The organism is Marinobacter sp. L-80, assembly GCF_056859395.1.
Genome location: NZ_JBSXOI010000075.1, coordinates 209035 through 231275 on the forward strand (window position 1 = coordinate 209035; position 22241 = coordinate 231275).

Sequence of the window (22241 nt, forward strand, 5' to 3'; positions counted from 1 at the left end):
ACAGCTCCGGTGGGTAACCCAATCAGCAAGGAGCAGACCAGATCTCGATTAATTCGGAAAAACAGGGCCTTACTAGAATCAGAGCAAGGTCAGGCGCTGGAAAATGGGTGAAAATCCACCCATCGGAAAGAGCAGATGGGTGAATCCCGACACGTAGGGCGTTTCGGGTTCTGGCTACCAGCGACCCTGAAGAGTCGCCACAATACGACGACTACCGGCTCGATCCCGATGCTCACAGAGATAAAGTCCCTGCCAGGTTCCAAGTGCCAGGCGACCATGGCTGACCGGGAGGGTCAGCGAGGGGCCGACCAGGATGCTTTTGATATGAGCCGGCATGTCGTCGGGCCCTTCCATAACGTGCTCATAGTGCGGCGCATTCTCCGGCACCATGACGTTGAAATGGCGTTCCAGGTCGCCCCGCACATCCGGATCGGCGTTCTCGTTCACCGCCAGCGAAGCGGAGGTATGCTGGATGAACAGGTGCAGCAAGCCGACTTCTCAGTTGGTCAGGTCCGGCGCCTGGGCAAGGATTTCATTGGTGACCAGATGAAAACCCCGCGGCAGCGGCGCCAACTCGATAAACGACTGATCCCAGATCATGACAGCCCTCTCGGTTATTTCTGCCGGTCATCCCAGGGGTGCACGGGAACCACATCGTCGCCGACATCGCCCTCGTAGCTGCTGCGGAAATAATCCATCGCTTTTTCCGCCTCGCTGAGCTCGTCAAATCGGGCGACGTGGTAAATTGCCTCGCCCTCGTTTACCAGTGGCAGGTTATTCACGCAGATTACGATACCTGAGCAGGGTGACACCACCGCGGTTTCCGATTCGCCGAAGGGATCCGCCACCATGGCCAGCCTCTGGCCTTTGCGAACCTTCTGGCCCAGCCGGGCGACAGGCCTCATGATCCCATCGATATCCGCCCGCACCCATTGGGAATTGGCCGCGGTTTCAGACCGCTTTCTCGGTGCCTTGGGCCCCTTCTTCGCCGGGATCATTTCGAGTTCACGCATCACCCGAATAACCCCTTTCACACCGCTCCCGATCACCACGTCATCAAATCGCAGAGCTTCTCCGCCTTCGAAGGTGATTACCGGAATGTCCTGTGAATCAGCGTAGGCCCGGAGGCTTCCCTCTCGGAGCCCCGAATTGATTATGATCGGGGCACCAAAGGCCTCGGCCATGCGCACGGTTTCCGGATTTTTCAGCTCGGCACGAATTTGCGGCAGATTGAATCGATGAACTGCACCCGTGTGCAAATCAATAATGTGGGTCACCCGCTCCATAATCTGGGTGCGCAGCAGGTAGGCAATACGCCCGCCCAGGGAGCCACTTTCACTGCCGGGAAAACAGCGGTTCAGATCCCGCCGGTCAGGCAGGTATCGGGTGCGCTGCACGAACCCGAAAATGTTCACGATAGGCACCGCAACCAACGTGCCCCGAAGGTGCCTCAACGCCGAATTGGTGAGCACCCGACGAACGATCTCAACACCGTTGATCTCGTCACCGTGAATGGCACCACACACCATCAATACCGGGCCACTTCGCCGGCCGTGCACAACCTCAACGGGAATGTGCAGCGGCGTATGGGTGTACAGCTTGGCGACCGGAACTTCCACGGTTTGCCGGGTTCCGGCCTTTACCTGGGTCCCGGCAATTTCATAGGGGGCACGAGCCATGCTTTAGCCTCTCCCCTTGGTCCGGGTCTTCCAGGGCTTCTGATTCTTTTCGGTCCAGTTAATGATCATGCCGGCAACGTTCTTGCCGGTGGCGTTCTCGATGCCCTCAAGGCCAGGCGACGAATTCACCTCCATTACCAGAGGCCCCCTGCTGGAGCGGAGCAGGTCAACACCGGCAACGTTCAGACCCATGGCTTTGGCGGCCTTGATGGCCGTGCTGCGCTCTTGGGGGGTGATGCGTATGAGGGAGGCAGTGCCGCCCCGGTGCAGGTTCGAACGGAATTCGCCTTCGGCACCCTGACGCTTCATGGCCGCGATCACCTTGTCGCCGATCACAAAGCAACGGATATCGGCACCGCCGGCTTCCTTGATGAATTCCTGCACGAGAATATCCGCTTTCAGGCCCATGAAGGCTTCAATAACACTCTCCGCGGCCTTGCGGGTTTCTGCCAGCACCACGCCGATGCCCTGGGTACCCTGCAGCAGCTTGATCACCACCGGCGCCCCGCCCACCATCTGAAGCAACTCCGGAACGTTGTCCGGCTTGTTCGCGAAACCGGTAATCGGCATTCCCACACCCTTACGGGCCAGCAGTTGCAGCGAGCGGAGCTTATCCCGGGAACGGCTGATAGCCACTGATTCATTCACCGGAAACACGCCCATCATCTCGAACTGGCGCAATACTGCCGTTCCGTAAAACGTCACCGATGCACCGATCCGCGGAATCACCACATCGAAATCCTCAAGGACCTCCTCGTGGTAGTGGATCTGTGGATTGGCCGAGGTGATATTCATCGAACAGTGAAGGCAGTCAATCACCTTCACTTCGTGGCCACGATTAATGCCCTCTTCCACCAGACGGCGGGTCGAGTAGAGGTGACGGTTTCGTGACAGTACCGCTATTTTCATTTTTCAGTCCTTAAGGCCGGCTCGCCGGCAAGATAGGAAGCTTCGGGATAGATCACTGAGCGCCCTGACATAGCGGTACGGCCAAGCAACATCCGGAACCGCATGGAATCTCGGTTGGTCAATGTCATTTCAATGGGCCATTTCTGGCCGCCAATCAGCAGCGTGGTCTCGATGACCAGGCGCATTTCCTTGTGGCCGCCGGAATCAGACACGTTCCGCTCATCCAGCACCCTGGCGTCACACTCCACCACCTGGTGAAGATCGTTCTGTACCGGATGAACCCAGAAGCGCACGCGCCGTTCACCGTTTTCCGTGTAGGGTTCAGTGCGGAACGTGTGGAGACAGGAAGTTCTGGCTCCGGTATCGATTTTCGCCTTGATACGGCTGATATCCAGGTCCGGCAGCGCCACCCATTCCCGCCAGCCAAGACTCATCTTACTCTCGGCGGGGGTCGGTGGGATGGTTTTGATAACTTCAGCTGTCTTTGTCGACATCCGGGAGATCCTTTTCAGTGATTTTTTCCGGCCCCAACAGCTGAACACGGAACGGCTCTGAATGGCTACCCGCATAAACGCTGGTGTGGGGGAACGGAATTTCAATGCCTTCCCGATCCAGGGTTTTCTTGATCGCGACCATCATGCCGCTTCTCCCTTCAAGCACCTTTTCCTTCGGCACCCAGTAAGAGAACTGCAGATCGACCGAGGATGGGCCAAACGCTGTCACCAAAGTGAAGGGCTTGGGTTCTTCGAGACAGACCGGATTCTTTTCTGCCAGATTCAGAAGCAGACTTTCCACCCGCTCTACATCTTCAGCGTAGGCAATCCCCACCGTCAGGTCGAGCCGGCGTATCGGAAACCGGGAACGGTTGACCACCCTTGTCTTGATCAGGGTTTCGTTGGGAATCCGCACGTACAGGTTGTCCGGCGTGCGTAACTTCACGCTCAGCATATCAATGCCGACGACTTCCCCGATGGTCGCGTCTACCTCAATGAAGTCACCGATTTCAAAGGGTTTTTCCACCAGCAGAAACAGGCCGCTGATCATGTTCGACGCCGAGGTCTGAGAAGCAAAACCAATGGCAACGGTGAGGATACCGGCAGCGCCGAGCACCACATCCAGAGAGAACCCGGCCTCCCGCAGGGCCGCCACAAAAAACAGCACCACGATGACGTAAAACACCAGCCGCCGAACCATGACGGTATGATGGCGGGAGGTGCGCTGCGCCATGAAACGGCCGACACTGCGGGCCGCCAGAGACCCGAGGAACAGCCCCAACACAACAAGAAAGGCGGAACTGATCCACTGCCCCCAGGCAATATCGGTAAAAAACTGCATTACGCCTGTTTGCATTGTTTCCAGCAAAGCGTCGACTCCATCAGATCCGTTTCAGCCAAACATCCGGTCAAACGCCCGGACAAGCCGGCCGCGGGCCATTTTTTCACGAGCATCCGCCACCGGCCGGCAGGTGCCCGCTGCGGCCAGCAACGACTGTTCCACATGCAGACTCGCTGAATTCATGTCGGTCTCAACTTCAACGGTTACCCCCGGCGTCCAGAGCTGGCCCCGATCGTTCTGGTGCAATGACAGCAACGGCGTGGGCAGACTGAAGCGCTCAAGCAGCAGGGGCTCATCCCGCCGGTTGATCAGCGTCACCGGCGTGACGGCTCGCCAGGGGCGTTTCGGCACCGCCTCAAGCACAAGACGGGCAAAACTATGAGAGGTATAACAAAGCTCGCCCTCCATGGTATTTCTGCCCACCCAGGTCATCGAAGGCGACGCCAGGGGAATTTCCGTCAACACGGTTTGCTTGTCGCCGGCACAGACCTTCATCCAGACCAGCGTGCCCACGTAGATTGTGCAACGGCCGCCGGCGGGAATCGTCAGGGGCTGGAAAGGACGAATCACGGTAGGCATGTTTGCGAGTGCCGGCAGGAATGTCACGGTCGACGACTGGTTTTCCCGAATGAAACGCTGCAGCGGCACAGACGCCGAAGGCAGAGTGTGGCCGATGGTTTCTGTCCAGCTGGCCGGATCCGTATCCAGTTCCAGCGTTTCTGAACGAATCTGCCATTCCTGGTCCAACAGAGTCACCCACAAACGAATATGACCCAGTTGATGATGCTGGGTCTGGCCGGAAGCCAGTGAATAAGGCTGGGCCCAAACGCCGTCACGGCGACCTTCGCTGTTGTTCTCCATTCCTGCCACAGAACTCCTTGAGGATCGGCCGGCTGAATTGCTGTAAAAGTATCCTAACTATAATCCAATCAGCCAGCCCGGGCGAATATCCAAGTTGGTGATTTTATTGATACACCGGGCTGTAATTACACTTACATCAATCCCTCAGACAACTATGGATTACGGATGACACAACTGGTCTGGTTCCGAAACGATCTCCGGGTTGCCGACAACCCCGCCCTCACAGCCGCCTGCGAAAGCAGCGAAGAGGTGCGAGCCTGTTTTATTCTCACCCCGGACCAATGGCAGGAACACGATTGGTCGCCGGCCCGGGTGCAATTCGTCGTCGCCCACGCCAACGCCCTGGCCGAAGAGCTGGCCAAGCTGGGTATACCGCTGTCCTTTATTCAGGCAAAACGCTTCGACGACAGCCTTGGCAAACTCGAGAGCCACTGCGAAGAGCACGGGGTGACAGCGCTGCACTTTAACGAGGAGTACGGCGTTAACGAGCGCAAGCGCGACAAGGCGTTGAAACACCGCTTTGATCAACTCGGCATTGCCGTTCGCAAATACCGCGACCAGACAGTTGCACCAGTAGGCGAGATCCTCACCCAACAGAATGACCCCTACTCCGTATTCACACCGTTTTCGAGACGCTGGCGCAGCTGGATAGAAGAAACCCATCCGGGTCTCTTCCCAACGCCCAAAGCCAGGGGTAACGCCGTAAGCCCGGAACAGATTGACTCCATACCCGAAGCCTTTCGAGACGCCCCCGAGCCCCTCGTTGCAACCGGTGAAGATGCCGCCCACGACCAGCTCGAGCGCTTCCTCGAAAAACGCGGCGGTGCGTACAAGGAAAAGCGTGACTTCCCCGCCATCGATGGCACCAGCCAGATATCCCCTTATCTCGCCAACGGTGTTCTCTCTGGCCGGCAATGCCTGATAGCCGGCCGACAGGCGCAGGGCGCCGGCGGCAACCAGGAAGGCCTGGGAACCTGGATCACCGAAATCGCCTGGCGGGATTTCTACATCAACATCCTGTACCACTTCCCCAGAGTGAGTATGCACCGCGCCTTCAAACCGGAAACCGAAACTCTTGAGTGGAATACCCCGGGCGACAGGTTCGAAGCCTGGAAAACCGGCAACACCGGCGTCCCCATCGTCGACGCCGCCATGCGCCAACTCAATCGGACCGGCTGGATGCACAACCGCCTACGCATGATCACCGCCATGTACCTCACCAAAAACCTGTTCATCGACTGGCGCCTGGGCGAAGCCTACTTCATGTCAAAACTGATCGACGGCTTCCTGGCCTCCAACAACGGCGGCTGGCAATGGAGCGCCTCCACCGGCACCGACGCCGCCCCGTACTTCCGCGTGTTCAACCCGGTTACCCAGAGCGAGCGATTCGATCCCGATGGGGATTTCATCCGGGAGTGGGTACCGGAGCTAGCGAAACTGGATAGCAAACGGATTCACGATCCGGGTGCGAAAGGTGGTGTTATTCCGAAGGGGTATCCGAGGCAGATCGTTGATCTTAAAGAAAGCAGAAAGGAAGCTATAGCGAAGTTCCAAGAGTTGAAGAACTGAAAATCTCTGGAGGGCTGACTCAAAACCCGGAAGCGGGGTTGGCGATGGTCTGCCCAAAACCCTGCGGAGCCATGGATGGCGGAGCGGAGCCTACAGGGACGTAGTCACGGCGTGTTTTGGGCAGACCATCGCCAACTCCGCAGGCACCAAAGTCAGCCAGAACAGACCGGGCAATCAGGATCCCGAGCCAGCTTCATCTCCCGCCACTGCATCTCCCAGGCATCCAGAATCAGCAATCTCCCCACCAGAGGCGAGCCAACCCCGGAAATCATCTTGATGGCCTCCATGGCCTGAGTCGCCCCGATCATCCCGACCAGAGGCGCAATCACGCCCGCCTCGGAGCAGGTCAGATCCTCATTGCCCTGCTCCGGATACAGACAGTGGTAGCAGGGGCTGTCCTCCCGCCGGCTGTCGTAAACCGAAACCTGCCCCTCGCCCCGAATGGCCGCACCGGACACCAGCGGAACTTTCGACGCCACACAGGCACGATTCAGCGCAAACCGGGTGTTGAAGTTATCCGTGCAATCCACCACCAGGGTTGCCTCAGCGACCGTCCGCGTCAGAGCCTCACCTTCGAGGCGCTGATTCAGGGCGGTAACAGACACCAGCGGGTTGATCCGACGAATCCGATCGGCAAGGCTTTCCGCTTTGGATTCACCCAGCAGCGAGGTTTCAAAACCGATCTGGCGCTGAAGGTTAGCCAGTTCGATAGTATCGTCATCCACCAGGGTCAGGGTCCCGACACCTGCGGCGCCCAGATACAAAGCGACAGGACACCCCAGGCCGCCGGCACCGATCACAAGAACCCTGGCCGACTGCAGCTTTTCCTGGCCGGCAATATCGAACCGGGGCATCAGGATCTGCCGGCTGTAGCGCAATAATTCGTCGTCACTGAGCATCTGCATCTCCACTGTTAGGCACCCGAAGACCATTGTCCGAGTGTCATCCGATCCCGGTTGCCATAATCCTGCCGGGTCTCAACGGCTTTAAACCCGCGAGTGTGAAACAACTGTGCCACGGCCTCTGCCTGATCGAAACCATGCTCAACCAGAAGCCAGCCGCCTTCAACCAGCCAGTCCGACGCCTGGCTGATAATCAGCCGCAGATCATCCAGGCCATCGCTCCCGGATACCAGGGCCGAGGCAGGTTCGAATCGAACGTCCCCTTCCTCAAGGTGGCGGTCGCTATCGGGGATATAGGGTGGATTGGAGACAATCAGATCAAACCTCTCTGGCTCCAGCCCCAAAAACCAGGAACTCTGGACCACGGAAAGGTTCAGGCCAAGGGCAACGGCGTTTTCACGGGCCAGTGCCACTGCCTCGGGCTCGGCATCACAGGCAGATATTCGCCAGCCCACGTGCTCACTGGCGAGAGCCAAGGCAATGGCGCCCGTCCCTGTTCCCAGATCCAGCACACTGGCTTGCGGTGGTAGCGGCAAAGCAAGAGCAACTTCCACCAGGCATTCGGTATCCGGTCTTGGAATCAGGGTGGAGGCACTGACTTTCAGCGGCAGTGACCAGAATTCCTGATGCCCCAACAAATGTGCCACAGGCCTGCCGGCCACGCGCTCCTGCACAAGCGCCTCAAAGGCCTCAGCGTGAGCATTGGTCACTTCCCGCTCCGGCCAGGCCCGGAAACTGGTTCGGCTAAGCCCCGTAATGTTGCTAAGCAGCAGCTCGGCATCCAGCCTCGGCGAATCACTTTCAATTCGGCTGGATGCCTCCTTCAGAAGGGCTTCGCAGGTCAGTGAGGGTTTACTGGTCATCGGCGAGAGAAGCGAGCAGCTCGGCCTGGTGCTCCTGCTGCAGAGGCACGACGACGGCGTCCAGGTCACCGGCAATGACTTCGTCGAGCTTGTAAAGGGTGAGGTTGATCCGATGATCCGTCACCCGCCCCTGGGGAAAGTTGTACGTGCGGATCCGCTCGGACCGGTCGCCACTGCCCACCAGGCTCTTGCGAGTCTCGGCCATGGACTTTTGCTGCCGCTCGGTCTCGGCATTCTGAAGCCGAGAGGCCAGCAGGCTCAACGCCTTGGCGCGGTTCTTGTGCTGGGAACGCTCTTCCTGGCATTCCACCACGATGCCCGTTGGCAAATGCGTTATCCGGATCGCCGAATCGGTCTTGTTCACGTGCTGGCCGCCAGCACCCGACGCACGAAACGTGTCTACCCGCAGATCCGCCTTGTTGAGCTCGATGGCCTCGGCCTCATCGGCCTCGGGCATCACCGCCACGGTGCAGGCGGAGGTATGGATCCGGCCCTGGGATTCGGTTTCCGGAACACGCTGCACCCGGTGGGCACCAGACTCGAATTTCAGGGCACCATACACTCCGTCACCGGCCACGCGCGCAATCAGTTCCTTGAAGCCGCCATGCTCGCCCTCGCTCTCGCTCAGAACCTCCACCTGCCAGCGCCGGCGCTCGGCATAGCGCAGATACATCCGGAACAGGTCGCCGGCAAAAATGGCAGCTTCGTCACCACCGGTGCCGGCGCGAATCTCCAGGAATACGTTCTTGCCGTCGTTCGGGTCTTTCGGCAGCATCAGGCGCTGGAGCTCTTCATCGAGCTCCTCGCTCTTCTGCTCGGCAAGTTGCAGCTCTTCCTCGGCCATTTCCCGCATATCGGCGTCGCCATCTTTCGCCAGCTCGCGCGCAGCCTCGATGTCATCCAGGGAGTGCTGCCAGGCCTGGAAACAATGAACAATGGGCTCAATCTCGGCGAACTCCCGGGAGAGGTCCCGGAACTTGTCCTGCTGGGAGATAATGGAAGAATCACTAAGCAATGCGCTGACTTCCTCGAAGCGGTCAGAAAGCTGCTCGAGGCGGGATTGGATCGATGGCTTCATAGTTTTTCCGGGGTTGTCGTCGTGTCCGCGTCCAGTGCATCCAGCTGGTGCAACTCACGCAGCCACTCTGTCACCTCGGTGCGACCTTCTGTGGTGGCCTTGCGAACCTGCACAGAGGGCTCGTGCAGGAGTTTGTTGGTGAGGCCGCGTGCCATACTGCGCAGCACGGTTTCAGGATCTGTGCCATTGCGCAGGGCGCGCAGGGCTTTTTCAGTCTCCGCATCGCGCAGCAGTTCGGCACGCTGACGGAACTGCTTGAGCGTGGACACCGCATCCAGCGCCCTTAGCTGGTTCAGAAAATCCTGAACCCCGGACGCCACCAGATTCTCGGCCTCCCGGGCCGCACCCTCACGAGAGCGGATATTTTCTTCGATAACCTGGCGCAGGTCGTCCACCGTGTAGAGATACACGTCATCCAGCGAGGCCACCTCCGGCTCGATATCCCGGGGCACGGCAATATCCACCATGAAATAGGGGCGGTGTTTGCGTTTCTTCAGGGCTCGCTCAACGGCACCTTTACCAAGAATCGGCAATGGGCTTGCCGTTGAAGAAATAATAATGTCGACATCGGCCAGATGTTCCGGAATCTCGGACAGCACAATGCCCTTGCCACCACGGGATTCTGCCAGTGCCTGTGCCCGCTCAAGGGTACGGTTGGCCACCAGGAAGTCTTTCACGCCGGCATCCGCAAGGTGCCGGGCTACCAGTTCGATGGTTTTGCCGGCACCGATCAACAGGGCCTTGTTGCGGGACATGTCGGCAAATATGTGATGCGCCATGCTCACCGCTGCGTAGGCAACAGAAACGGGATTTTCACCGATGGCAGTCTGGGTCCGCACGCGCTTGGCGACCGAGAAGGTATGTTCGAACAATCGGGACAGGAACGAGCCGCTGGCGCCGTGTTCCCTGGCCAGGGAATAGGAATCCTTCAATTGCCCGAGGATCTGTGGCTCGCCAAGCACCATGGAGTCCAGGCCGGCGGCCACTCGCATCATGTGCCTGACGGCATCGCCATCGCGGTGCACGTACAGCGCTTCTTCCAGTTCCGCGGCGTCCATTCCATGGAAGCCGGCCATCCAGCGAAGCACCATGGGGGCGCAGTCATCATCGCCGGCCAGGTACAGCTCGGTCCGGTTACAGGTCGACAGTATCGCCGCCTCGGTGGCGCCTGACGTCGCACGCAGCTCGGCGAACGCCTCCGCCATACGCTCGGGCGTAAACGCCACTCGCTCCCGTAGCTCTACGGGGGCCGTGCGATGATTGATTCCCAGCGTTACCAGTGCCATTTCGTGGTTGTACAACCTTTTGCCGATGAGCGGTTTAGAGACGCGCAATTACTGGACATTTTAACGGCCAGCGGCCTGAGCTGCCACCCAAAACCACCGCAGCTTCGGCAAGTGCGGACAGGTTGGGCAAGATCAGGTGCTTATGCCATTATAGGGATTCGGCTGAGGCCGCGACCCGATCTACCTCAATTCCGGGGCTGGAGCGTGGTTATTTCAGATGCGTTTTCGACAGATCATGGGAAGTTGCATGCACAAATCCGTACCGTTTCTGTTTACCTGCCTGCTTGGCCTCACGCTGGCAGGCTGTGCCAGCCTCACCGGCACAGAGGAAGCGCCTGCCAAGAGCGAAACCGTCGCCGCTGGGGAAAAGACAGAACCACAACCGCCGGTTGAATACGCCGATTTTGAGCCCGAAACCCTCTATTTGCTTCTATCTGCCGAAATTGCAGCCCAGCGCGGACGCTACGACATTACCCTGGTTAACTACCTGAAGGCTGCCAAACAGTCCCGAGACCAGGTGGTGATCGAGCGGGCGATGCGAATCGCCCAATCCCTGAACGGCGATAACGCCCAGAAACAGCTCGCCGAGCTGTGGCTGGACATCGACCCGGATAATCTCCAGGCCCACAGGATTTCTGCCATCCAGGCCGTAAAGGGAAACGACCTCCAAACTGCCATCCATCACATGGAACGGATCATGGATCAGGGCGGCGATGCTGACTTCGACAGCCTTGCCGCTCTGGCGGCCAATTTGCCGCCAGAGCAACAGCAGGAACTGCTCGCCCTTTACAATGAGATGTCGGACCGCCACCCCGACACCCCGGAACTGGAATACAGCATCGCGCTCCTGTTGAAAGTAACCGGGCAGCCACAGCAAGCCCTGGACAGACTCGAACCACTGCTGCAGGAAAACGCAAACTTCCAGCCGGCTATCATTCTCAAGGGCGATCTGCTCTACCAGACCGATCAGAAAAGCAGCGCCCTGGATTACCTGCTGACCAACACCCGCCGCTTTCCGGGCAACCGACAAATGGGCACCCTTTACGGCCGCATGCTTATAAATGAAGGTGAATTACAGGCTGCCCAGGATGAATTCAATCGCCTCGTAAAGCGGTACCCGGACACGCCGGGCCTGCGACTCTCTCATGCACTGGTCGCTCTTGAAAACGGGCAGACCGACCTGGCCCGGCAAGAACTGACACAACTGGCCGAACAGGGCCACCATACCAGCGAAGCCAACTACTACCTGGGCCGCATTGAAGACCAGGCAAGCAATACCGAGCAGGCCATTGGCTATTACCAGAGCGTGGAACAGGGCAATTACTACTTCCCGGCCCTGGCCCGCGCCAGTTCTCTGCTGGCCGAGAATGGCCAGCTTGAGGACGCCATTGACCGCATCCGCAGGCTACGCGAGGCCAATCCCCGCCAGGCAGAGAACTTCTGGCTGCTGGAGGTGAACCTGCTGCTGGATCAGGAACAACAACAGCAGGCCCTGAGCACCGCCACGGCAGCCCTGGAAGAACATCCGGACAATATCGAGATCCGGTACGCCCGGGCCATGCTCTACGATGGCATCGGACAGCCTGCCTACGCCGAAGCCGACCTGAAGCACATTCTCGAACAGGAACCGGAAAACGCCGTTGCCCTGAATGCCCTGGGCTACATCCTGACCACCCGAACAGACAGACTGAGAGAAGCCCGCGGCTATATCGAGAAAGCACTGCGGCTGGACCCGGACAATCCGGCCATCCTCGATAGCATGGGCTGGGTCCTGTTCCTCGAAGGCCAGCTCGAGCCGGCGCTCGACTACCTCTCCCGCGCCTGGGCCGCCTTCCCCGATCCGGAAGTTGCCGCTCACTATGGTGAGGCGCTGTGGATGAACGGAGCCGAAGAACAGGCCCGGATCATCTGGCAGGAGGGTCTGGAGCAGGACAGCGACCACGAGGTGCTCAGGGAAACCATTGACCGATTGACCAATAGCGGTCAGCCGGAATGAATCTGGTCCGAACCCTGGCAGCCTTGACAATGCTTGCCACCCTCGGCGCCTGCACTACGATCCAGATCGAGCCATTGCCGGAGGGCATGACAGACCAGCCTCCGGCTGACTGGACCACTCGCGCAGTCAGTCTCGACAAACTCGACCACTGGAAGCTGTCCGGGAAGCTGGCCGTACGCCAGCCATCCGACAGCGGAAGCGCCATCATCAATCACTGGATTCAGGATGGCGAAGCCTACGATCTTGCCCTCTCCTCATCGTTCCTCGGTATGGGCAGCACAACACTCAAAGGGGTTCCCGGGTTTATCGAGTTGACCCTGCCGAACGGCGAAACTTACCGCTCGGGCGAACCGGAAGCGCTGGTCGAGGCGGCCACGGGCTGGCAGCTGCCACTGGAGAATCTGACCTGGTGGATTCGGGGCCTGCCATCCCCCGCCAGCGACTATCGCCTGCTGTTTGATAATCAGGGCACCCTGGCCATAATCCGCCAGAACGGCTGGGAAATCCGCTACGACCGCTGGCAGGCCTTCCTCTCTGCTTACCCTGCGCTGCCCGCCCGGATTACCGCGCTCAAGGACGACAAGCGGGTACGCCTGGTGGTCAGCGACTGGCAGGAGCAGCCCGAGTGACACCTGACCTGATACTGCCCTCACCGGCCAAGCTGAACCTGTTCCTGCACATTGTCGGGCGCAGGGATGATGGCTATCACGAGCTTCAGACACTGTTCCAGTTTCTGGACTACGGCGACGAACTGAGCTTCACCCTGACACCCGGCGAGCCGGGGGTGAGGCTCGCGGAGTCTGTTCCCGGTGTCGACGACGAGGACAACCTCATCATTCGAGCGGCCAGAGCACTCCTTGAGAGGGCTCAAGGCGACTTGCCCGGGGTCACCATCGGCATCACCAAACGGCTGCCCATGGGCGGCGGCCTGGGCGGCGGCAGCTCCAATGCTGCAACCACTCTGCTGGGCCTGAACCATCTCTGGCAGCTCGACTTGAGCACCGATGAGCTTGCCGGAATCGGCCTCGGCCTGGGCGCCGATGTTCCGGTATTTGTCCGGGGCCATGCCGCCTTTGGCGAGGGAGTTGGTGAAACACTGACCAACACAAATCCGCCGGAAGACTGGTTCGTTGTCCTCAAGCCCGGCTGCAACATAAACACTGGCAAGATTTTTTCCGAGCAAGGGTTGACAAGGAACACCCCGAGAATCAAAATAGCGCCCGCTTTTGAGGGAGACGCCTCGAGGTACCGAAACGACTGTGAGGATGTAGTTCGAAAACTGTATCCTGAGGTTAACCAGAGCCTGGAATGGCTTTCACAATTCGGACCTGCAAGATTAACCGGAACCGGGGCTTGCATATTTGGACGTTTCCCGACAGAATCCGCAGCCCGGATCATCTGGGAAAGCAAACCCTCCGGCGTCACGGGGTTCGTAGCTAAAGGGGTGAACAAATCACCTCTACACAAAAAGCTAACAGAGCTGAAATGATGCCAAAAAAGCACGATACTGGGGTGTCGCCAAGTGGTAAGGCAACGGGTTTTGATCCCGTCATGCGCAGGTTCGAATCCTGCCACCCCAGCCACCTTTCTCCCGCTTCTTCTGAATCAAACGCCGATACTGAGAAGGATGCCGTCGTGTCCAAACTGATGATCTTCGCTGGCAACGCCAACCCTGAACTGGCTCAGGCGATTGCCCGCAAACTCCACATTCCCATGGGTCAGGCCACTGTAGGCCGTTTCAGCGACGGGGAAACCACCGTCGAGATCAATGAGAATGTCCGCGGCCATGATGTGTTCATCATCCAGCCGACCTGCTACCCCACCAACGATAACCTGATGGAACTGATCGTGATGGCCGACGCACTTCGCCGTGCTTCCGCTACACGGGTCACCGCCGTTATCCCCTATTACGGATACGCGCGCCAGGATCGCCGGGTACGCTCTACCCGTGTGGCCATCAGCGCCAAGGTGGTCGCAGACATGATTTCCAGCATCGGCGTTGACCGGGTTCTGACCGTCGACCTGCACGCCGACCAGATCCAGGGCTTCTTCGATATTCCGGTGGACAACATCTACGCCACACCGGTCATGCTCGAAGACATCTTCAAGCAGCGTTTCGAGAACTTTGTCGTGGTATCTCCGGACGTTGGCGGCGTGGTTCGCGCCCGTGCCGTGGCCAAGCGCCTGGACGACGCCGACCTTGCCATCATCGACAAGCGTCGCCCGAAAGCGAACGTGTCCCAGGTGATGCACATCATCGGTGATGTCAAAGACAAGACCTGCATCCTGGTGGACGACATCATCGATACCGCCGGCACGCTGTGCAAAGCGGCCAACGCCCTGAAAGAACACGGCGCGGCCCGCGTGGTTGCCTACATCACCCACCCGGTTCTCTCCGGCCCGGCCATTGATAACATCAATGCCTCACAGCTGGACGAACTTGTGGTCTGCGATACCATCCCGCTGGGTGACAAAGCGCATAATTGTGATAGAATCCGCGTCCTCGGAATGGCCGGGCTGCTTGCGGAGTCGATTCGTCGCGTGAGCAACGAAGAGTCCATCAGCGCCATGTTCGAGAATGCCTGAGTGACCTTTCGGTCGTAATATCAAGGCATTACAAGCAGTTACCGGGTCGGGAGCCTACACAGGCTCCCGACTCTTTTAGTCAGCCGGAAAAATCCGGCTTTTCAGAAACATCACCTGATCCTACGCCTGGTCGCGGGCAGTTCAGGTGACGATTGAGGTTATTACCATGTCTCAGGAATTTGTTATCGAAGCATTTCCTCGTGACGATCAGGGGAGAGGTGCGAGCCGCCGCCTGCGTCGTGAGGAACGGAAAATCCCGGCCATCATCTATGGTGGCAACAAGGATGCAACTCCGATTGCCATCTGGCACAACGAGCTGAAGAAAGCCCTGGAGAACGAAGCATTCTTCTCCCACGTTCTGACCGTTGAGCTGAACGGCAAGAAAGAAAGCGTGATCCTGAAGGATCTGCAGCGTCACCCGTACAAGCCGATCCTGACCCACGCTGACTTCCTGCGTGTTGACAAGGACCACGAGATCCACGTCAACGTACCGCTGCACTTCATCAACGAAGACACCGCACCGGCTATCAAGCTCCACGGCGGCGTAGCGAACCACCAGATCAACGAAGTTGAAGTGATCTGTCTGCCGCAGAACCTGCCCGAATTCATCGAAGTCGACATGACCAGTGTCGAGATGGACCAGGTAGTTCACCTGAGCGATCTGAAGCTGCCGAAAGACGTCAAGATTGCCGCCCTGCTCCAGGGTGAGGATCATGACCTGCCGGTTGTGGCTATCCACAAGCCGCGCGGCGCGAAGGCTGATGATGAAGCCGAAGAAGGCGGAGAAAGCGAAGAAGGCGGCGAAGACAAGGAGTAATCACTCCTGTTCTGAGGAGGGCAGCGGCGAATGGCGCAGGATATTGTCATGGTGGTTGGTCTGGGAAACCCCGGCGCTGACTACGAGAATACCCGCCATAACGCCGGCGCTCTCTTCGTCGAAGCTCTGGCCCGCGCTGCGGGCCAGACGCTCCGCCCCGAAAAGAAGTACCACGGGCTCTACGCCCGCATTCAGTGGCAGGGCCTCGACCTGCACCTCCTGAATCCCACCACCTTTATGAATCGCAGCGGCCTGGCCATCAAGGCGCTGGCAGACTTCTTCAAGATTCAGCCCCAACAGATTCTGATTGCCCACGACGAACTCGATCTGCCCCCGGGTACCGCCAAGCTCAAGAAAGGCGGCGGCCACGGTGGACATAACGGCCTTCGCGACACCATCGCCCACCTGGGCACCAACGATTTTCAGAGACTGCGCATCGGAATCGGGCACCCCGGCGACAGCCGCAGGGTAACCGGCTACGTGCTCGGCCGCCTGGGCAAACAGGAGACCGAGGAACTGAACGCAGTGATCGACGAAATCATGCGGGTATTACCGGATGCAGCCAGCGGCAAGCTTCCCGCCGCCATGAATCGCCTGCACAGTTTCAAACCGGTATAATCCGCCCAAATTTTCCAGTACCAGCAGAGGCATTCCATGGGATTTAACTGCGGCATCGTCGGCCTTCCCAACGTCGGCAAATCCACCCTGTTCAACGCACTGACCAAATCCGGCATTGGCGCAGAGAACTTCCCGTTCTGCACCATCGAACCCAACGCTGGTGTTGTCGCCATGCCCGACCCGCGCCTCAACAAACTTGCCGAGATCGTTAAGCCGGAAAAGGTGGTGGCAACCACCATGGAGTTCGTGGATATCGCAGGCCTTGTAGAAGGTGCTTCGAAAGGCGAGGGCCTGGGCAACCAGTTTCTGGCCAATATCCGCCAGACCGACGCCATTGCCCATGTGGTGCGCTGCTTCGAGGACGACAACGTCATTCACGTTGCCAACAAGATTGATCCGGCTTCTGATATAGAAATCATTAACACCGAACTGGCTCTCGCCGATCTGGAAACCGTTGAAAAAGCCATCAAGCGGGTTCAGCGCGTGGCCAAGAGCGGTGACAAGGAAGCGAAAGCTCAGCTCGAAATCTTTGAAAAGCTGCTGCCGGTGCTGAACGAGGGCAAACCGGTGCGCAGCATGAACCTCGACAAGGACCAGATGGCCCTGATCCGAGAGCTCTGCCTGCTGACCGTGAAGCCGACCATGTACATTGCCAACGTCAGCGAAGACGGGTTCCAGAACAACCCGCATCTGGACACCGTGCGACAGATCGCTGAGTCGGAAAATGCCGCGCTTGTGCCCATCTGCAACAAGATAGAGGCAGAAATCTCCGAACTGGAAGACGATGAAAAATCGATGTTCCTGGAAGAAATGGGCATGGAAGAGCCAGGCCTGGATCGGGTAATTCGCGGGGGCTATGGCCTGCTGGGCCTGCAGACCTACTTTACCGCCGGGGTGAAAGAAGTCCGTGCCTGGACCGTAAAAATCGGCGCCACAGCGCCTCAGGCCGCCGGCGTGATCCACACCGACTTCGAACGCGGGTTCATCCGGGCAGAAGTGGTGAGCTACGACGATTTCGTGAAGTACAACGGCGAGGCCGGGGCCAAGGATGCCGGTAAATGGCGCCTGGAAGGCAAGGAATACATCGTGAAAGACGGCGACGTTATCCACTTCCGCTTCAACGTGTAATTTTTCAGGAAAAACTGGCCCCCAAGCCTTGACAGAAAGGGCCCAAATACTGAAAATACGCGCCTCGTTTGGGGCGATGCCCAGAACGAAATGGCAAGGTAGCTCAGTTGGTTAGAGCACAGCACTCATAATGCTGGGGTCGGCGGTTCGACTCCGCCCCTTGCTACCAGTATTAATAAAGCCCGGCTCGCAAGAGTCGGGCTTTTTTAATATCTTGTTGTCTGCCTCCTGCCCCTCCATTGCCTATTGGCCGAACTCCCAACCAAGCGGATGCGCGACACTGCATTCGTCGACCGAAGCAATCAGCTTAGAAGCAACGCCTGTGTCCTCGGTATGATTGGAGAGATAAAATGAGACTGGGAGAACGCCCGCTGGCCGCTGAAACACGTCGACAACATCGGGACCGAAGACACTCTCCACTATAAGCTGCGGCAAAATGGCAACATCGATCCGATCGTACCTCAACATGGCTGCAAGCTGTGACCATTCGCCGACTTCAGCAACCTGGGTATTGCCCTCCGGGAAGAACTCGGCACCAACAAACCCCCGTGGGACAGCGTAACGAAGACCCTGCATGGCCTGCACTGTCGGGATAGGCTTTAAAGAAACATAAACATATTCACCCGGAAACAACTCACCACCGAATAAGCCAACGTTGTCTCTCCTTTCACTCTTGGCAAGAGGCAACAAAACATCAATCTCACCCCGATTTAAGTAGTTAAAGCCTCTCTTGAGCGGGACCTGGATAAATCTCGGCTCAACTCCAGACTTATCAAAAACACACTTATATAACGGTGCCAGGTCACCGGAGAGTTTCCCTTCCGCAGAGCTGATAGCGTTCAACATGCGGGAACCGACACCCACAGTGATTGATTCCACCGCTTGAGCCGCTGTCACGCACAACGCGAAAAGAACAGGAAGCGAACCTTTAAGAACTCCAAATCCGGGAGCTACGGGAGGAAAACAAATAACCATGGAACCAAAACCTGCCAACACTCCGTTGCCCTTAATCTAGTCAACCGCAGATCAGTTTTTCAACGATGGGGAACGAGAATCGCTAGTCATTTTTTGCATTTGATAAGATTTGACGGTTCTGCTTGTTTTCTCGTTCGTCGATACCCAATGAATGACCGGGGATTCCCAGCAAGGCAGGAAGCGGGAGTGTCGGCTGTTGCGGCGGTTCGACTTCGCCCTCTGCTAACCGTATTCTGATACGCTTGCCGCGAAAACGCCGGGCTTTTTCAGTTTCTGGGGACGACCCCACCCTTTCCGGGCAGTGAACGCGGGACGACCCGCCTTCGTACAGCACCTGCTATGAGATCAACCAAAGACAGAGTTCGCCAGGCCATTTCCTTTGAGGCCATCGGCCTCCTCCTCTCCGTGCCACTTGCAGCCTTCACCTTCGGTTTTGACATGGGAAAGACCGGGGTACTCGGTGTGGTGGGCGCCACCATTGCCACCATCTGGAACTATGTCTTTAACCTGGGGTTTGATCACGGGCTGAAGCACTTCACCGGATCAACCCGTAAATCCCTGCGTGTGCGCTTCCTCCACGCCGTCAGTTTCGAGCTGGGCCTGATGCTGATTTTCCTGCCGATCATTGCCTGGTGGATGGGAATCGGCCTGCTGGAAGCCCTGATTGTGGATGTCGCGTTCGTGGTGTTCTACCTGGTATATGCGTTTGTGTTCACCTGGTGCTACGACACCATATTTCCTGACACGGACGCCAAGAAACCCAACGCCACTTAAACAAACTTTGACAATCTAAGAGCACGGATTCAGATACGATGTAAGCTTCTTCCGGATGCGCTTGAAGGCTGTATCGCATTATGAAATCCCGTCACGCTCTCACGGTTTTCCTGGTCGTCGTTCTGGTGCCCACTGCACTCGGGTTTGCTGGCGCGAGCATCAAGGCGGCAGCCTTGTCGATCAGCGTATTCTGGGGCTGCCTCGGAATCTTTTTTTACCCCTCCATCAGCGATTATCTCCGGTCCGAAAAACGACAGCGCGACGAATAGCGCCGGATTCTCCCCCCGTTTCAATTCAGTTTCGCCTTCTGCCTTATTGGAGCGATCCTCTCCTGCCAAACTCTATGGCATACTCACGGGCTGAAACCCACAAAGAACAACACACCAGCAAGGACCGTTGACATGAAACCGGAAACCCTCGCTCTGCACGCAGGCTTCAAAAGCGATCCCACTACCCGGGCGGCAACCACGCCAATTTACCAGACCACGTCCTACACCTTCGACGACACCCAGCACGGTGCCGATCTGTTTGATCTGAAGGTTCAGGGCAACATCTACACCCGCATCATGAACCCGACCAACGCGGTTCTGGAAGAGCGGATGGCTGAGCTGGAAGGCGGTGTTGGCGCCCTGGCCGTAGCCTCTGGCATGGCCGCCATCACCTATGCCCTGCAGACCATCTGCAAGGTGGGCAACAACATCGTGAGCACCAGCCAGCTGTACGGCGGCACCTACAACCTTTTCGCGCACTCGCTGCCGAACCAGGGCATTGAGTGCAAAATGGTTCGCCATGACGATTTCGATGCCGTGGAAAAGGCTATTGATGAGAACACCCGCGCCCTGTTCTGCGAGTCCATCGGCAACCCGGCGGGCAACGTGGTCGATATCCAGCGCTGGGCCGAAATTGCGCACAAACACGGCATCCCGCTGATGGTGGACAACACGGTTGCCACGCCGTTCCTGTGCCGCCCGATCGAGCACGGTGCCGATATCGTGATCCACTCGCTCACCAAATACATCGGCGGCCACGGCACCACTGTCGCCGGCGTGGTGGTGGACTCCGGCAAGTTTGACTGGAAAGCCAGCGCCGACAAGTTCCCGATGCTGAACGAGCCGGACCCGTCCTACCACGGCGTGGTTTACACCGACGCCCTGGGCCCCGCCGCCTTCATCGGCCGTTGTCGTGTGGTACCGCTGCGCAACACCGGTGCTGCCCTGGCGCCGTTCAATGCGTTCCTGATCATGCAGGGTCTGGAAACCCTGGCGCTGCGTATGGAGCGTCATTGCGAGAACGCAGAGAAAGTCGCCAACTTCCTGCAGGACCACCCGTCCGTGGAGTGGGTCAATTATGCGACCCTGGCCAACAGCCCCTACAAAGCCACCTGCGACAAGATTTGCGGCGGCAAAGCCTCCGGCATCCTGAGCTTCGGCATCAAGGGTGGCCGGGAAGCCGGGGCAAAGTTCATTGATGCCCTGGATCTGATCCTGCGTCTGGTCAACATCGGTGACGCCAAGTCCCTGGCCTGTCATCCTGCAACCACGACGCACCGTCAGCTGAACCCGGAGGAACTGAAGAGTGCCGGCGTAAGCGAAGATCTGGTGCGGCTGTCCATCGGCATCGAGCATGTTGACGACCTCATTGCCGACATTACCCAGGCCCTGGACAAAGCCCAGGCTTGATAACGGTCAGCCGGGTACGACCAATGTCGTGCCCGGCACCCCCGTGATTGCCCCTACCTGTCTTGTAACTCCCCCGTCAGCCCATTACTCTTTAGGGTTATCCATACCCGAATCGAGAGTCCGGTTGCAATGAGCGACAGCGCAAAAACCCGCATTACCAGTGGTTCCAAATTCCGCAATGAGCATGGCTTCTCGGCCATCAAGGACGGCGTCAAGCGGTCAACAAAGCAGGAAGCCACAACAGCGGAGAAGCCTGAGCGGAAGCCCAAATGGCTGCGGGCACGCATGCCCGGAGGCGAGCGCTATGAGGCGGTGCGCAAGAACGTGAGCGAGCACCGGTTGAGCACCGTTTGCCAGGAATCCCATTGCCCCAACATCGGTGAGTGCTGGACCGCCGGCACGGCCACCATCATGGTGATGGGGTCTGTGTGTACCCGGGCCTGCAAATTCTGCGCGGTGGACACCGGCAACCCGAAAGGCTGGCTTGACCATGAAGAGCCGGAGAACACGGCCAAGTCCGTAGAGCTCATGGGCCTTCGCTACATTGTGCTTACCTCGGTAGACCGTGACGACCTCGACGACGGCGGCGCTGCACACTATGCCGCTTGCGTCTCTGCCATCAAACAGCGCACGCCCGAAGTCGCTGTTGAAGCACTGACGCCGGATTTTGATGCCGTTATGTCTGAGGTCGAGAAGGTTGTGGATTCCGGGCTGGATGTCTTCGCCCAGAACGTGGAAACCGTCAAACGGCTGACCAGTCGGGTCCGTGATCCACGGGCCGGTTATGAAAAAACGCTCCGGGTTCTGGAACACGCCAAGAAACACCGTCCGGATGTGCTCACCAAGACCAGCCTGATGCTGGGCCTGGGTGAAACCGAAGAGGAAATCCTGGAAACCATGGACGACCTGCGCGCCATCGGCGTGGATATCCTCACCCTGGGCCAGTACCTGCGCCCCACCCCGAATCACCTCCCGGTGGAACGCTACGTCACCCCGGAAGAGTTCAACCGTTACCGGGAGATCGGCCTGGAGAAAGGCTTCATGGAAGTGCCATCCGGCCCCATGGTCCGCTCGAGCTACCGGGCCGATAAGGTATTCGATAAAAACAATCTTGGTCTCGCCGTGCCCGAGGTCCCCCAGGCCTCCAATGCCATGCAGATTCCGGTGAAGTCCATCGACTGAGAAC

At 58.3% G+C, this 22241-nt stretch carries 22 protein-coding genes, 2 tRNA genes and 1 pseudogene; 14 read left to right on the forward strand and 11 right to left on the reverse strand.

Features of this window, described 5'->3' with window-relative positions; translation table 11 throughout:
• Window positions 1-174: 174 nt before the first annotated feature.
• The 6 genes and pseudogenes from AC13E3_RS18025 to AC13E3_RS18050 form a co-directional block, all read right to left on the reverse strand.
• Window positions 175-600: pseudogene (locus AC13E3_RS18025) on the reverse strand (secondary thiamine-phosphate synthase enzyme YjbQ).
• A gap of 14 nt (window positions 601-614) precedes the next feature.
• The gene (locus tag AC13E3_RS18030; RefSeq protein ID WP_008176327.1) at window positions 615-1679 is read right to left on the reverse strand and encodes a succinylglutamate desuccinylase/aspartoacylase family protein; all 1065 of its coding nucleotides are present in this window, start codon (window positions 1677-1679) and stop codon (window positions 615-617) included.
• Between the two features lie 3 nt (window positions 1680-1682).
• Complete coding sequence (gene rimK / locus AC13E3_RS18035; protein WP_008176329.1) at window positions 1683-2588, reverse strand: 30S ribosomal protein S6--L-glutamate ligase; 906 nt, start codon at window positions 2586-2588, stop codon at window positions 1683-1685.
• Window positions 2585-3082 carry an ATP-dependent zinc protease family protein gene (locus AC13E3_RS18040; RefSeq protein WP_008176331.1) on the reverse strand — a complete coding sequence of 166 codons (498 nt, stop codon included), beginning with the start codon at window positions 3080-3082 and terminating at the stop codon, window positions 2585-2587. Before AC13E3_RS18040 ends, rimK begins: the two co-directional genes overlap by 4 nt.
• Window positions 3063-3923, reverse strand: a complete 861-nt coding sequence (locus AC13E3_RS18045; RefSeq protein WP_008176333.1) for a mechanosensitive ion channel family protein — start codon at window positions 3921-3923, stop codon at window positions 3063-3065. Before AC13E3_RS18045 ends, AC13E3_RS18040 begins: the two co-directional genes overlap by 20 nt.
• Before the next feature lie 51 nt (window positions 3924-3974).
• Window positions 3975-4784 (reverse strand): hypothetical protein, encoded by an 810-nt coding sequence (locus AC13E3_RS18050; protein ID WP_008176336.1) that lies wholly within the window; start codon window positions 4782-4784, stop codon window positions 3975-3977.
• 165 nt (window positions 4785-4949) lie between these two features.
• On the opposite strand from AC13E3_RS18050, the gene phrB reads away from it, so the two are divergent.
• Window positions 4950-6353: a deoxyribodipyrimidine photo-lyase gene (gene phrB, locus AC13E3_RS18055; protein WP_405418744.1), complete on the forward strand. Its 1404-nt coding sequence runs from the start codon at window positions 4950-4952 to the stop codon at window positions 6351-6353.
• Between the two features lie 152 nt (window positions 6354-6505).
• On the opposite strand, the gene AC13E3_RS18060 is transcribed toward phrB, so the two are convergent.
• The 4 genes from AC13E3_RS18060 to hemA are packed head-to-tail and all read right to left on the reverse strand — an operon-like array spanning window position 6506 to window position 10482.
• Complete coding sequence (locus tag AC13E3_RS18060) at window positions 6506-7252, reverse strand: HesA/MoeB/ThiF family protein (RefSeq protein WP_482902319.1); 747 nt, start codon at window positions 7250-7252, stop codon at window positions 6506-6508.
• Between the two features lie 14 nt (window positions 7253-7266).
• Window positions 7267-8118, reverse strand: coding sequence for a peptide chain release factor N(5)-glutamine methyltransferase (gene prmC, locus AC13E3_RS18065; protein WP_482902320.1), 852 nt, complete (start codon window positions 8116-8118; stop codon window positions 7267-7269).
• Complete coding sequence (gene prfA, locus AC13E3_RS18070; protein WP_008176342.1) at window positions 8108-9196, reverse strand: peptide chain release factor 1; 1089 nt, start codon at window positions 9194-9196, stop codon at window positions 8108-8110. The genes prmC and prfA overlap by 11 nt, the downstream gene beginning before the upstream one ends.
• Window positions 9193-10482, reverse strand: coding sequence for a glutamyl-tRNA reductase (gene hemA, locus AC13E3_RS18075; RefSeq protein WP_286803871.1), 1290 nt, complete (start codon window positions 10480-10482; stop codon window positions 9193-9195). Before hemA ends, prfA begins: the two co-directional genes overlap by 4 nt.
• A 247-nt stretch (window positions 10483-10729) precedes the next feature.
• On the opposite strand from hemA, the gene AC13E3_RS18080 reads away from it, so the two are divergent.
• From AC13E3_RS18080 to AC13E3_RS18120, 9 genes are all read left to right on the forward strand, one after another.
• Window positions 10730-12478 carry a tetratricopeptide repeat protein gene (locus tag AC13E3_RS18080; protein ID WP_288367796.1) on the forward strand — a complete coding sequence of 583 codons (1749 nt, stop codon included), beginning with the start codon at window positions 10730-10732 and terminating at the stop codon, window positions 12476-12478.
• Entirely contained in the window at window positions 12475-13107 is a 633-nt protein-coding gene (gene lolB / locus AC13E3_RS18085; protein ID WP_273073323.1) for a lipoprotein insertase outer membrane protein LolB, read from the forward strand. Before AC13E3_RS18080 ends, lolB begins: the two co-directional genes overlap by 4 nt.
• Window positions 13104-13967: a 4-(cytidine 5'-diphospho)-2-C-methyl-D-erythritol kinase gene (gene ispE / locus AC13E3_RS18090; RefSeq protein WP_092030310.1), complete on the forward strand. Its 864-nt coding sequence runs from the start codon at window positions 13104-13106 to the stop codon at window positions 13965-13967. The genes lolB and ispE overlap by 4 nt, the downstream gene beginning before the upstream one ends.
• A 19-nt stretch (window positions 13968-13986) precedes the next feature.
• Window positions 13987-14061, forward strand: a tRNA-Gln gene (locus tag AC13E3_RS18095).
• A gap of 52 nt (window positions 14062-14113) precedes the next feature.
• Complete coding sequence (locus AC13E3_RS18100) at window positions 14114-15064, forward strand: ribose-phosphate diphosphokinase (protein ID WP_008176348.1); 951 nt, start codon at window positions 14114-14116, stop codon at window positions 15062-15064.
• A 166-nt stretch (window positions 15065-15230) separates the two neighbouring features.
• On the forward strand, window positions 15231-15881 hold the full coding sequence (locus AC13E3_RS18105) for a 50S ribosomal protein L25/general stress protein Ctc (protein WP_008176349.1): 651 nt from the start codon (window positions 15231-15233) through the stop codon (window positions 15879-15881).
• A 30-nt stretch (window positions 15882-15911) separates the two neighbouring features.
• Entirely contained in the window at window positions 15912-16499 is a 588-nt protein-coding gene (gene pth / locus AC13E3_RS18110; protein WP_008176350.1) for an aminoacyl-tRNA hydrolase, read from the forward strand.
• A gap of 36 nt (window positions 16500-16535) precedes the next feature.
• Complete coding sequence (gene ychF / locus AC13E3_RS18115) at window positions 16536-17627, forward strand: redox-regulated ATPase YchF (protein WP_482902321.1); 1092 nt, start codon at window positions 16536-16538, stop codon at window positions 17625-17627.
• Between the two features lie 92 nt (window positions 17628-17719).
• Window positions 17720-17796: transfer RNA gene (locus AC13E3_RS18120), tRNA-Met, on the forward strand.
• A 74-nt stretch (window positions 17797-17870) separates the two neighbouring features.
• On the opposite strand, the gene AC13E3_RS18125 is transcribed toward AC13E3_RS18120, so the two are convergent.
• Window positions 17871-18623 (reverse strand): substrate-binding periplasmic protein, encoded by a 753-nt coding sequence (locus tag AC13E3_RS18125; RefSeq protein ID WP_482902322.1) that lies wholly within the window; start codon window positions 18621-18623, stop codon window positions 17871-17873.
• Window positions 18624-18941: 318 nt separating this feature from the next.
• On the opposite strand from AC13E3_RS18125, the gene AC13E3_RS18130 reads away from it, so the two are divergent.
• The 4 genes from AC13E3_RS18130 to lipA all read left to right on the forward strand — a co-directional run bounded on the left by AC13E3_RS18130 (window position 18942) and on the right by lipA (window position 22237).
• Window positions 18942-19376 (forward strand): PACE efflux transporter, encoded by a 435-nt coding sequence (locus AC13E3_RS18130; protein WP_482902323.1) that lies wholly within the window; start codon window positions 18942-18944, stop codon window positions 19374-19376.
• An 80-nt stretch (window positions 19377-19456) separates the two neighbouring features.
• Complete coding sequence (locus tag AC13E3_RS18135; protein WP_482902324.1) at window positions 19457-19645, forward strand: hypothetical protein; 189 nt, start codon at window positions 19457-19459, stop codon at window positions 19643-19645.
• A 132-nt stretch (window positions 19646-19777) separates the two neighbouring features.
• Window positions 19778-21055, forward strand: coding sequence for an O-acetylhomoserine aminocarboxypropyltransferase/cysteine synthase family protein (locus AC13E3_RS18140; RefSeq protein WP_482902325.1), 1278 nt, complete (start codon window positions 19778-19780; stop codon window positions 21053-21055).
• A 129-nt stretch (window positions 21056-21184) separates the two neighbouring features.
• Complete coding sequence (gene lipA / locus AC13E3_RS18145; RefSeq protein WP_482902326.1) at window positions 21185-22237, forward strand: lipoyl synthase; 1053 nt, start codon at window positions 21185-21187, stop codon at window positions 22235-22237.
• The last annotated feature ends 4 nt before the right edge of the window (window positions 22238-22241 follow it).

Excerpts from the sequence above, each read along its gene's own strand:
- AC13E3_RS18080 (WP_288367796.1), top strand. The coding sequence starts at position 10,730 with ATGCACAAATCCGTACCGTTTCTGTTTACCTGCCTGCTTGGCCTCACG.
- AC13E3_RS18135 (WP_482902324.1), top strand. The coding sequence starts at position 19,457 with ATGAAATCCCGTCACGCTCTCACGGTTTTCCTGGTCGTCGTTCTGGTG.
- AC13E3_RS18045 (WP_008176333.1), bottom strand. The coding sequence starts at position 3,923 with ATGCAGTTTTTTACCGATATTGCCTGGGGGCAGTGGATCAGTTCCGCC.
- AC13E3_RS18040 (WP_008176331.1), bottom strand. The coding sequence starts at position 3,082 with ATGTCGACAAAGACAGCTGAAGTTATCAAAACCATCCCACCGACCCCC.
- lolB (WP_273073323.1), top strand. The coding sequence starts at position 12,475 with ATGAATCTGGTCCGAACCCTGGCAGCCTTGACAATGCTTGCCACCCTC.
- AC13E3_RS18030 (WP_008176327.1), bottom strand. The coding sequence starts at position 1,679 with ATGGCTCGTGCCCCCTATGAAATTGCCGGGACCCAGGTAAAGGCCGGA.
- AC13E3_RS18140 (WP_482902325.1), top strand. The coding sequence starts at position 19,778 with ATGAAACCGGAAACCCTCGCTCTGCACGCAGGCTTCAAAAGCGATCCC.
- pth (WP_008176350.1), top strand. The coding sequence starts at position 15,912 with ATGGCGCAGGATATTGTCATGGTGGTTGGTCTGGGAAACCCCGGCGCT.
- prmC (WP_482902320.1), bottom strand. The coding sequence starts at position 8,118 with ATGACCAGTAAACCCTCACTGACCTGCGAAGCCCTTCTGAAGGAGGCA.
- prfA (WP_008176342.1), bottom strand. The coding sequence starts at position 9,196 with ATGAAGCCATCGATCCAATCCCGCCTCGAGCAGCTTTCTGACCGCTTC.
- rimK (WP_008176329.1), bottom strand. The coding sequence starts at position 2,588 with ATGAAAATAGCGGTACTGTCACGAAACCGTCACCTCTACTCGACCCGC.
- hemA (WP_286803871.1), bottom strand. The coding sequence starts at position 10,482 with ATGGCACTGGTAACGCTGGGAATCAATCATCGCACGGCCCCCGTAGAG.
- AC13E3_RS18050 (WP_008176336.1), bottom strand. The coding sequence starts at position 4,784 with ATGGAGAACAACAGCGAAGGTCGCCGTGACGGCGTTTGGGCCCAGCCT.
- phrB (WP_405418744.1), top strand. The coding sequence starts at position 4,950 with ATGACACAACTGGTCTGGTTCCGAAACGATCTCCGGGTTGCCGACAAC.
- AC13E3_RS18060 (WP_482902319.1), bottom strand. The coding sequence starts at position 7,252 with ATGCTCAGTGACGACGAATTATTGCGCTACAGCCGGCAGATCCTGATG.
- AC13E3_RS18130 (WP_482902323.1), top strand. The coding sequence starts at position 18,942 with ATGAGATCAACCAAAGACAGAGTTCGCCAGGCCATTTCCTTTGAGGCC.
- ychF (WP_482902321.1), top strand. The coding sequence starts at position 16,536 with ATGGGATTTAACTGCGGCATCGTCGGCCTTCCCAACGTCGGCAAATCC.
- lipA (WP_482902326.1), top strand. The coding sequence starts at position 21,185 with ATGAGCGACAGCGCAAAAACCCGCATTACCAGTGGTTCCAAATTCCGC.
- AC13E3_RS18105 (WP_008176349.1), top strand. The coding sequence starts at position 15,231 with ATGTCTCAGGAATTTGTTATCGAAGCATTTCCTCGTGACGATCAGGGG.